Source organism: Streptomyces sp. NPDC057654, from assembly GCF_042800135.1.
Taxonomy (GTDB): Bacteria; Actinomycetota; Actinomycetes; order Streptomycetales; family Streptomycetaceae; genus Streptomyces.
In genome coordinates this window covers 1-8,428 of the sequence record NZ_JBHVHQ010000344.1, presented here as the reverse complement: position 1 = coordinate 8,428, position 8,428 = coordinate 1, and the positions used below count along the sequence as shown (strand labels likewise).

The window sequence follows — 8,428 nt, the reverse complement described above, 5'->3', positions numbered from 1 at the left end:
GCAGGGTCACCTCGATCGCGGGCAGGCCGCCCGCGACGAGGGCGCGGGCGAGCGGCACGGCGTCGGCCGCGTCGTCCAGGACGACGACGGGGATGACGGGGGCCAGGTCGAGTACGGAGGCCGGGGGCTGGGTGGCGGCGGGGGTAGTGGTCACGGTTGCCATCCTGCCGCCCGTACACATCACTCGCAACGAACGTTGCGGATGTTGCAACGCGAGGGAGGGGTCGGTCAGAGCTCCGTCACGATCACATCCAGCGCCCAGCCCCGGCCCGCGCGCGTCGGCGCCTCCGCTTCCACCGTGTACCCCAGCTCGCGCACCGCCCCCACCAGCTCCTCCGGACCGCCCGGCACCACCCCGCTCACCAGCAGGTCGCGCACCAGCCGCCCCTTCGTCGCCTTGTTGAAGTGGCTGACCACGGAGCGCTTCTCCACCCCGTTCACGATCTTCGACTGGAGCACTCGCACGGTTGCCGTACGCTCCGCCACCTCGCCCTTCGGCTTCCACGCCGTCGCGTACGCCGCCGAACGCAGGTCCAGGACCAGCCCGTCCCCGGCCGCCGCCGGGAGCACGTCGGCCATCGGCCCCCGCCAGTACGCGCCGAGCGCGCCCGTACCCGGCAGCTTCACCCCCATCGAACAGCGGTAGGAGGGGATGCGGTCGCCGATCCGCACCGCGCCCCACAGCCCGGAGAAGACCAGCAGCGACCGCTCCGCGCGCCGCCGGGCCGCCGCGTCCAAGGTCGCCAGGCCCAGCGCGTCGTACAGCACGCCCGTATAGATCTCACCGGCCGGCCGCGTCCCGGCGCCCCGCAGCGCCGCGTTCTTCGCGATCTCGCCGCGCAGCCCGGCGCTCAGCCCCAGCGCCTGCGCGGCCTTCTCCTCGTCGCCCGCGCACAGCTCCACCAACTCGTCGAGCACGGCCCCGCGCGCCGCCGTCAGCTCCGGGAGCGACAGCGCCGCCAGATCCAGCGGGGCCCCGGAACCACCGGCGGCCTTCCCCTCCGACGGCGGCAGCAGCACGAGCACGGCGATCTCCTTCAGGCGGTGGTACGGGACGGGGCGACCCCGAGGCAGCTTAAATCCTGTCCGGACGCCCTCACCCCAGGCGCCCGCCCCACGCCCGTACGCGACAGTCACCGCGCCCCGCGCCGCACCCCGTCCTACGCTCGGTGCCATGCCCCGCCGCCATATGCATGTGACCGACACGGACGGCGCCCCCCTGCGGGCCGCGCTGCGCGAGCTGCGCGCGAAGATGGAGCTTCCCGAGGCGTTCGCACCGGACGTGCTCGACGAGGCCGAACAGGCCGCCAAGAGCCCGCGGCTGCCCGACCACGACGCCACCGACCTGCCGCTGTTCACCATCGACCCGCCCGACTCGATGGACCTCGACCAGGCCATGTACCTCGCCCGCCGGGACGGCGGCGGCTACCGCGTGCACTACGCCATCGCCGACGTCGCCGCCTTCGTCGCCCCCGGCCGCGCCCTCGACGCCGAGGCCCACCGCCGCGTCATGACGCTCTACTTCCCCGACGAACGCGTGCCCCTGCACCCCGCCGTGCTCGGCGAGGCCGCCGCCAGCCTGCTGCCCGACCAGGACCGGCCCGCGCTCCTGTGGCAGCTCGACCTCTGCCCGTCCGGCCAGGTCGTACGGACCGACGTACGCCGCGCCCTCGTGCGCAGCCGTGCCAAGCTCGACTACGCGGGCGTGCAGCGCGCCATCGACTCCCGCACCGCCGAGGAACCGCTTTCCCTCCTCCGCGAGATCGGCCTGCTCCGCGAGGAGCTCGAACGCGACCGCGGCGGCATTTCCCTGCACGTACCCGAGCAGGAGATCGTCGAGGGCGGCGCGCGCGGCGAGGGCTACGCACTCGAATACCGCGCCCCGCTGCCCGCCGACGGCTGGAACGCGCAGCTCTCCCTGATGACCGGCATGGCCGCCGCCGACCTCATGCTGCGCACCGGCACCGGCATCCTGCGCACCCTCCCGGCCGCCCCCGAGAGCGCCGCCGCCCGGCTGCGCCACGTTGCCCGCGCGCTCGGCGTCGACTGGCCCGAGGGCATGCCGTACGCGCAGGTCATCCGCTCCCTCGATGCGCACCGCGCCAACCACGCCGCGTTCCTACAGGAGTGCACCGCCCTGCTGCGCGGCGCCGGCTACCGCGCCTTCGACGGCGAGGCCCCGCAGCCCGCCGAGGCCGTGCACGCTGCCGTCGCCGCCCCGTACACGCACTGCACCGCCCCGCTGCGCCGCCTCGTCGACCGTTACGCGGGCGAGCTGTGCCTGGCGGGGGCCGCGGGCGCCGAGCCGCCCGAGTGGGCGCGCGAGGCGCTCGACGCGCTGCCGGGGGAGATGGAGGGCGGCTCGCGGCGCGCGAACCAGGCCGAACGGGAGAGCGTGGACCTGGTGGAGGCGGCGTCCCTGCGGGGCCGGGTCGGCGAGATCTTCGACGCGTACGTGGTGGACGTACAGCCGAAGCGCCCGTCCTCCGGCACGGTCCACCTCTACGACCCGGCGGTCATCGGCCGCGTCGACGGCGCCCCGGACGCACCGCCGCTCCCGCTCGGGCGGCGGCTGCGGGTCCGGCTGACGGAGGCGGAACCGGGCCGGCGGAAGGTGCGGTTCGCGCCGGCGTAGGTGTTCCGCCCTTGCTCAGGCCGGTTCCTGTGCGGGGAGCAGTGCCCGTACCGCCGTGACCAGCGCGGCCGGGTCGTCGGCGTGGCAGCGGATCGTACGGGCGTGGCGCGGCGCGCCGAGGAGCGTGCGGTAGCCGACCGGCTCGGTCAGCTCCACGGTGACGGAGGTCTGCCCGGCGATGGGCAGCTCCAGCACGTCGTCGGCGGGCTTGGCGGCGGGGAAGCGGATGTCGCGGCGTACGGAGGCGATGAGTTCGGGCGGTATCCGCAGGTCGAGCCGGGCGGCGGCGCGGACGCGCAGGCCGGCGGGGCCGACGGTGTGCGGGCGGGTGACGGCGGCGGCCTGTAGGCCGAGTACGAACAGCACCGCGTACACGTCGATGACCAGCGTGATCAGGTGCGCGACGGGAAAGCCGGAGAGCAGTACGGACATCCCGGCCGTCTCGATGAGACTGACGAAGACGAGCGAGTAGAGCAATGACGCCTGCGCGCGGGCGTATCCGAACCCTTCGGCGCCGCCGTCGACCCCGTTCCGCCGCCGGGCCGCCCACAGCCCGAGGCTGACGGCGGTGCGCCCTTCGTGAGCCGCTACGAGGCGTATCCGCTGGAGCGCGCTCACCGGGGGTCACTTCCCGCCTGGGCGCGGTCGACGAGCAGCCGCATCGCGCCGCGTACGGCGGCGGCCTGGGCGGGGGCGAAGTCGGAGAAGAGCACGTCGACGAAGCCGTCTTCCTGCTCTTCCCCGGTCTCGGCGGCGACATCCGAGGCCACGCCGGGCGGCAGGCAATCGGCGAGCAGCCGGGCCGCCTCGTCCACGCGGGGGTCGGCGGGGTCGGCGTCCGCGAGGGCGTCGAGGAGCGCGTACACCTCGTACGCGCGCTCCATCGCCCCCGGCTCGGCCGCCGTCGAACGCAGCAGCGCCACGAGCCGTTCGCGGTCCTCGGGCGCGGAGGCGGTCTCCAGCAGGGCCAGCAACTCCCGTTCCTTGGCTGCGGCGGCGGGCTCGGGACCGGGGCGCGCCGCGCCGACGCGGGCCATCTCGCCGTAGAGCTCGGCGAGTTCGGCGGAGACGGGCCCCTCGGCGGTCAGGGTCCCCTCCTCGGCCTGGCGCAGCAGCACCGCCACCCGCGCCCGCCGCTCGCGGACGGCCGCCTCCTGGCGGGCCAGATCCGCGTCCAGCTCGCCCAGCACCTCGCGCAGCTCGCGCCCCGAATCGTCGGCGAGCACGTCCCGCACCTCGTCCAGGCTCAGCCCCAGGTCGGTCAGGCGGCGTACGCGGGTGAGCGCGACGGCGTCCCGGAGCCCGTACGCGCGGTAACCGTTGGCGAGCCGCGGCGGCTCGGGGAGCAGCCCGAGGTGGTGGTAGTGGCGTACGGTCCGGGGGCTGACGGCCGCCAGCGCGGCGAGCTCTCCGATTCTCATGAGACCAGTAGAAACGTTGACGTCGCGGCAAGGTCAAGCGCTACGGGCCTGGCCAGGTACCATGGGCGGCACGGCGGACGAGCCGGCCGGGCGGCCGCGTGGGGATCTTCGGATCCTCCCGAGGAACGTCCGGGCTCCACAAGGCAGGGTGGTGGCTAACGGCCACCCGGGGTGACCCGCGGGACAGTGCCACAGAAAACAGACCGCCGGGGGCCGCGAGGCTTCCGGTAAGGGTGAAACGGTGGTGTAAGAGACCACCAGCCTCCGAGGCGACTCGGAGGGCTAGGTAAACCCCACCCGGAGCAAGGTCAAGAGGGGCCGTCGTCTCTTCGGAGACGGTGGCCCTGCGCGGACGTTCGAGGGCAGCCGGCCCGAGTTCGCGGGTAGACCGCACGAGTCTGTCGGCAACGGCAGACCTAGATGGATGGCCGCCTCCCCGAGGGCCGCGAGGCGCTCGGGAGACAGAACCCGGCGTATAAGCCGACTCGTCCGCCGCCTCCTGCGTCGCCGTGCTCAGATCAGGCCGGTGCGCAGGGCGTGGGAGACCGCGTGTGCGCGGTTGCGCAGGTTCATGCGTTTCATCAGGCCGTAGAGCACGTACTTGACGGTGCGTTCGGAGTAGGCGAGCTTCTCGGCGACTTCCGGCAGCTCCAGGCCCTCCGCGATGAGGCGCAGGACCTCCACCTCGCGGGGGCTGACTCCGGAGGCGGTCAGGCCGCGGGGGGCGAGGACCTCGCGGTGGGTCCACTGCACCTGCCGCATGAGGGTGCCCTGGAGGGCGGGGGGAAAGCTGCCGCCGCCATGGGCGACGGCCAGCAGCGTCTGCGAGAAGGCCGCCGGGGTGAAGCTGTCGCGACAGAGCACGGCGCGGACCCCGCGGTCGACCGCGGCGAAGATGTCGGCCTGCCACTGCCGTCCGACCAGCAGCACGAACCGGGGGCTGGAGGACTCCGAGAGCGTGTGCAGCAGGCTGAGGGTGGAGGCGTCCGCGGTGTCCACCGCGACCACGGTCACATCGGCCCGGCCCGCTCGGCCCGTCCGGTCCGCGGGCGTCTCGGAGAAGCGACGGTCCTGCCGCAGAAGGCTGGCCAGACCGAGGCGCGTGAGGGCATCCGAGGCGTGGATCGCCACTCCCACTCTCTGCGTGGGCGTTTGCTGAGGCATGAAACCTTCCACGGACAAAGGGGATTTACGTCAATCCGTCAAGATACCGATCGTGCCACGGACGGCTCTGAGTACCGCCGGGCGCGGACCGCAGGTCACCAAAGGCAGGGAAACCTGGCACCAGCGTCGGCCGGTACGCGGACAGTTGACTGCAATTCGGATTTGAAATCATGGTCTCGGCCGTGGAGCAGACCGGCGCGTGCGGGGACCGCGACCCCGGTCCCCGCCGGCCGCGTCCGGAGTGAGGAGTCGTTGATGCAGCAGCGTGATCCGTCCCTGCCGGGCAGGGAAGGTGACGTGCGCGCGGTCGCCCGCGCTGTGGGCGCCACCGGCACGGCACGGACCGTGCTGGTCACCGGCCCGGCCGGGGTGGGGAAGACCGCCGTTGTGGAGTCCGGTCGGCTGGCGGCGGTGCGGGGCGGCGCGAAGGTGCTCTCCCTCGGCCTGCGGACGGCCGAGGGAGAGCCCGGCACGGCGGCGCTGGCCGACGCGGTCTGCCGGCTGCTGGCCAGGATCAACGACGGCCGGCTTCCGGTGCGCGTCACCGAGATCCGGCGGGTGGAGCTGCGGACAGCCGGGCGCGACGGGGGGCTGGCCCTGCTGTCCACGATCGGCGAGATGCTCGCCGACGCGGCGGACCACGTGCCGTTCGCCATGGTGGTGGACGGCGTCGACGCCGTGCCGCCGGCAACCGTCTCCGCCCTGGGGCTGATGCTGCGGGTCTTCCGGCCCGCGGGCCTGCCGGTGGTGCTGACGTCCCGGCCGACGGCGTCGACGGACCGCGGCGGGGACCTGGCGCTGGCCGCCGACACCGTGCTCGCGCTGGGGCCGCTGGACCGGGACGACGTGCGGGAACTGCTCTCGCGTCGGCTCGGCCGCCCCGTCGAGCCCGACCTGGTGACGGCGGTGACCCGCTCCCTCGGTCCCCTGGGGGGCAACCCCGGCTCCCTGCTCTCGGTGCTCTCCGGCGTCGAGCGGGACGGCGCGCTCGTGGAGATGGACGGCCGGGTCGCCCTCAGCGAACCGGCGGGCGGCCTGCGCTTCGCCGCGGAGGCGGAGGAACTGCCCGGTCTCGGATGGCCGGACCTCCCCGTGCCCTACGGGCGCATCTGGAGCGCGGCCGTACTGGCCCGCCTGGTCGACGAGGCCGAGGTGCGCCTGGAGGACCTGTACCGCACGATGGCGCCGGGCCGGCCGGCCGGATGCGACGTCGCCGGGGCCGTGGACCAGTTGCTCGTCCAAGGCGTGCTGAGCGCCGACCACGAGGGGCGGCTGACGTTCACCGTGCCGGTGCTGGCGGCGGCGTTGCGGACGCTGCCCGTCACCTGCGAGGTACGGGAGCTGCGCGCACGCATCGTGCATTCGGTCCTCGACCGGCTGGACCCGGTCGCCGCGGGCACCGGCCGTCCGTGGCTGGTCGGTCACGCGGCCGCCATGGGGCCGGAGCTGGATGACGGGATCGCGGTGCCGCTGCTGCTGGCGGCGGCCCGTAGACGCGCGCGGTTCGCCGTGCCCCGGACGGTCGATGTCTACGGCGCGGCGCTGGAGCGCATGCGACCGGGGCCGGAGGCGTCCGGCGTGCTGCGCCAGGCGCTGGAACTGGGCCTGCGCCAGGCTGACCACGCCGGGTCGCTGGCGCTGGCGGCGCCGTTGTTCGCCGGCCTGGACGCCGCGCCCGCGGACGCGGGAAGGGACGCGGGAACGGACCTGGAGTTCAGCGCCCGCGCCTGGTCCGTGGCGGCGCTGCACGAACACGCCGGGGTGGCGGAGGGCCCGCGCTGGGCCGCGCTGCGGCGTATACCGGCGGCGGCCGGGCTGACGGCGCTGGGCGGGCGGTACGGGATGGGTCCGCTGACCCCCGTGGCGCCGGACGACACGCCCGAGGCGGGCGGGCCCCCGCGCGGCCCGCTGCCCACACCGGCGGAGACCCGGCTGCTGCTGGCGGCGGTGGTGGGCGGGCGGGCCGAGAGCGACCGGGCCCGGCGCGATCTTCCGGGGGCGGTGGAGGGCATGGCCTGGGACCGGCTGCGTGGCGCCGCCGCTTACGGCGACCTGGCCGGTGCTCTGGAAGCGGTGCTGGCGGATCGGTACACCAAGGCCGGCGACAGCACCGCGGTGAGGTATCACGCGGTGGTCCGCGACTACCTCTCGGGCCGGTGGGACGAGGCGCTCGCCGGGATCCGCCGGATCGAACTGCGCGGCCGGACCCGGGATCCCTCCGGTGTCGCGCAACTGGCTCGGGCACTGGCGGGCGAGATCCACTGGATGCGCGGCGACATCGAGCAGGCCCGCACCTGGCTGGATCTCATCTCCGAGGCCGTCCCCCACCCCCTGGTCGGGCGGGTGCGGCTGGGTGTCCGGTGCGCGGAGGGCGAGCCGGACGAGGCGTTCGAGCGGGGGTGGCAGGACGTCCGGTGGGCGCGCGAGAACGGCATGCTCGCGGGCCTGGACCGGCTGGTGCTGCGGCTGCTCTCGTACGGTTCGCGGGAAGGCCGTGAGGGCGACCGCGTGCGGGCACAGGAGGAACTGGAGGCGCTGCACGTCGAGGCGGGCTCCCCGATGACGCGGGAGTCGGTGCTCCTGGGACGGGCCGTGCTGCACGGCGATGTCGAGAGTGCGCGGGTCGCCTTCTCCCTGGTACGGCGGCGTGGCGACCGGCAGTTGCTGCTGCTCGCCCGGGAGTGTCTGGTCGCGCTGGTCGACGACCCCCAGACGTGGCTGGACGAGGCGGTGCGCGAGGCGCAGTCGCTCGGGGCGACGACGTTCCTGCGCACGATGCTCGCCGTCCGGGCGCGGTGGTACGGCCTGAAGCTGAACGTGCCCAGGCAGCGGGCGGCGCCGAACCGACTGAGCGAGAGCGATGTGCGACTGATCGACCTGGTGAGCGACGGCGAGACCAACCGGCGGATAGCCGCCCGCATGGCGTGCAGCGAGAAGACGGTGGAGCAGCGCCTGACCAGGCTCTTCCAGCGCACCGGCTGCCGGTCCCGCGCGGAGCTGGCCGCGTCCCGGCTGGACGGGAGCCTGGCCAGACTGGGGCTGCTGCCCGACGGCCCGGCGCCGGGTGAGGCGGGCGGCTCCGTGGTGTCGCCCGGCCACATGGAACCGTTGGGGTGATCGGAGGGCGCGACGCGGCCGGCGCCCACGGCCGCGATAGGGCACAGGCCCTGACGCCGGGTGAGCGGCGCTGTGACGTCGGAGGGCCGCC

Annotated in this window: 6 protein-coding genes, 1 other RNA gene and 1 pseudogene; 3 read left to right on the top strand and 5 right to left on the bottom strand. The window is 74.6% G+C overall.

Annotated features, from left to right (window positions below):
• Nucleotides 1–163: pseudogene (locus ACFU99_RS23760) on the bottom strand (keto-deoxy-phosphogluconate aldolase); the annotation flags it as partial.
• Between the two features lie 65 nt (nt 164–228).
• Nucleotides 229–1,026 (bottom strand): peroxide stress protein YaaA, encoded by a 798-nt coding sequence (gene yaaA / locus ACFU99_RS23755; RefSeq protein ID WP_384395119.1) that lies wholly within the window; start codon nt 1,024–1,026, stop codon nt 229–231.
• 148 nt (nt 1,027–1,174) lie between these two features.
• On the opposite strand from yaaA, the gene ACFU99_RS23750 reads away from it, so the two are divergent.
• On the top strand, nt 1,175–2,635 hold the full coding sequence (locus ACFU99_RS23750) for an RNB domain-containing ribonuclease (protein WP_384395117.1): 1,461 nt from the start codon (nt 1,175–1,177) through the stop codon (nt 2,633–2,635).
• Nucleotides 2,636–2,650: 15 nt separating this feature from the next.
• Here the strand turns inward: ACFU99_RS23750 and ACFU99_RS23745 are convergent, their stop codons facing one another.
• Both ACFU99_RS23745 and ACFU99_RS23740 read right to left on the bottom strand, forming a co-directional pair.
• Nucleotides 2,651–3,253, bottom strand: coding sequence for a hypothetical protein (locus tag ACFU99_RS23745; RefSeq protein WP_384395115.1), 603 nt, complete (start codon nt 3,251–3,253; stop codon nt 2,651–2,653).
• Nucleotides 3,250–4,056: a MerR family transcriptional regulator gene (locus ACFU99_RS23740; RefSeq protein ID WP_384395114.1), complete on the bottom strand. Its 807-nt coding sequence runs from the start codon at nt 4,054–4,056 to the stop codon at nt 3,250–3,252. The genes ACFU99_RS23745 and ACFU99_RS23740 overlap by 4 nt, the downstream gene beginning before the upstream one ends.
• Before the next feature lie 78 nt (nt 4,057–4,134).
• Between ACFU99_RS23740 and rnpB the strand changes: the two genes are divergently transcribed.
• Nucleotides 4,135–4,548: RNase P RNA component class A (gene rnpB, locus ACFU99_RS23735), an RNA gene on the top strand.
• Between the two features lie 21 nt (nt 4,549–4,569).
• Here the strand turns inward: rnpB and ACFU99_RS23730 are convergent.
• Nucleotides 4,570–5,220 (bottom strand): LuxR C-terminal-related transcriptional regulator, encoded by a 651-nt coding sequence (locus tag ACFU99_RS23730; protein ID WP_384395113.1) that lies wholly within the window; start codon nt 5,218–5,220, stop codon nt 4,570–4,572.
• Between the two features lie 255 nt (nt 5,221–5,475).
• Here ACFU99_RS23730 and ACFU99_RS23725 point away from each other — a divergent pair, with 255 nt between their 5' ends.
• Complete coding sequence (locus tag ACFU99_RS23725; protein WP_384395111.1) at nt 5,476–8,337, top strand: AAA family ATPase; 2,862 nt, start codon at nt 5,476–5,478, stop codon at nt 8,335–8,337.
• Nucleotides 8,338–8,428: the final 91 nt, after the last annotated feature.

What these genes read in the sequence shown, in the direction of transcription:
- ACFU99_RS23750 (WP_384395117.1), top strand. Translation starts at nt 1,175, where the DNA reads ATGCCCCGCCGCCATATGCATGTGACCGACACGGACGGCGCCCCCCTG.
- ACFU99_RS23740 (WP_384395114.1), bottom strand. Translation starts at nt 4,056, where the DNA reads ATGAGAATCGGAGAGCTCGCCGCGCTGGCGGCCGTCAGCCCCCGGACC.
- ACFU99_RS23730 (WP_384395113.1), bottom strand. Translation starts at nt 5,220, where the DNA reads ATGCCTCAGCAAACGCCCACGCAGAGAGTGGGAGTGGCGATCCACGCC.
- ACFU99_RS23725 (WP_384395111.1), top strand. Translation starts at nt 5,476, where the DNA reads ATGCAGCAGCGTGATCCGTCCCTGCCGGGCAGGGAAGGTGACGTGCGC.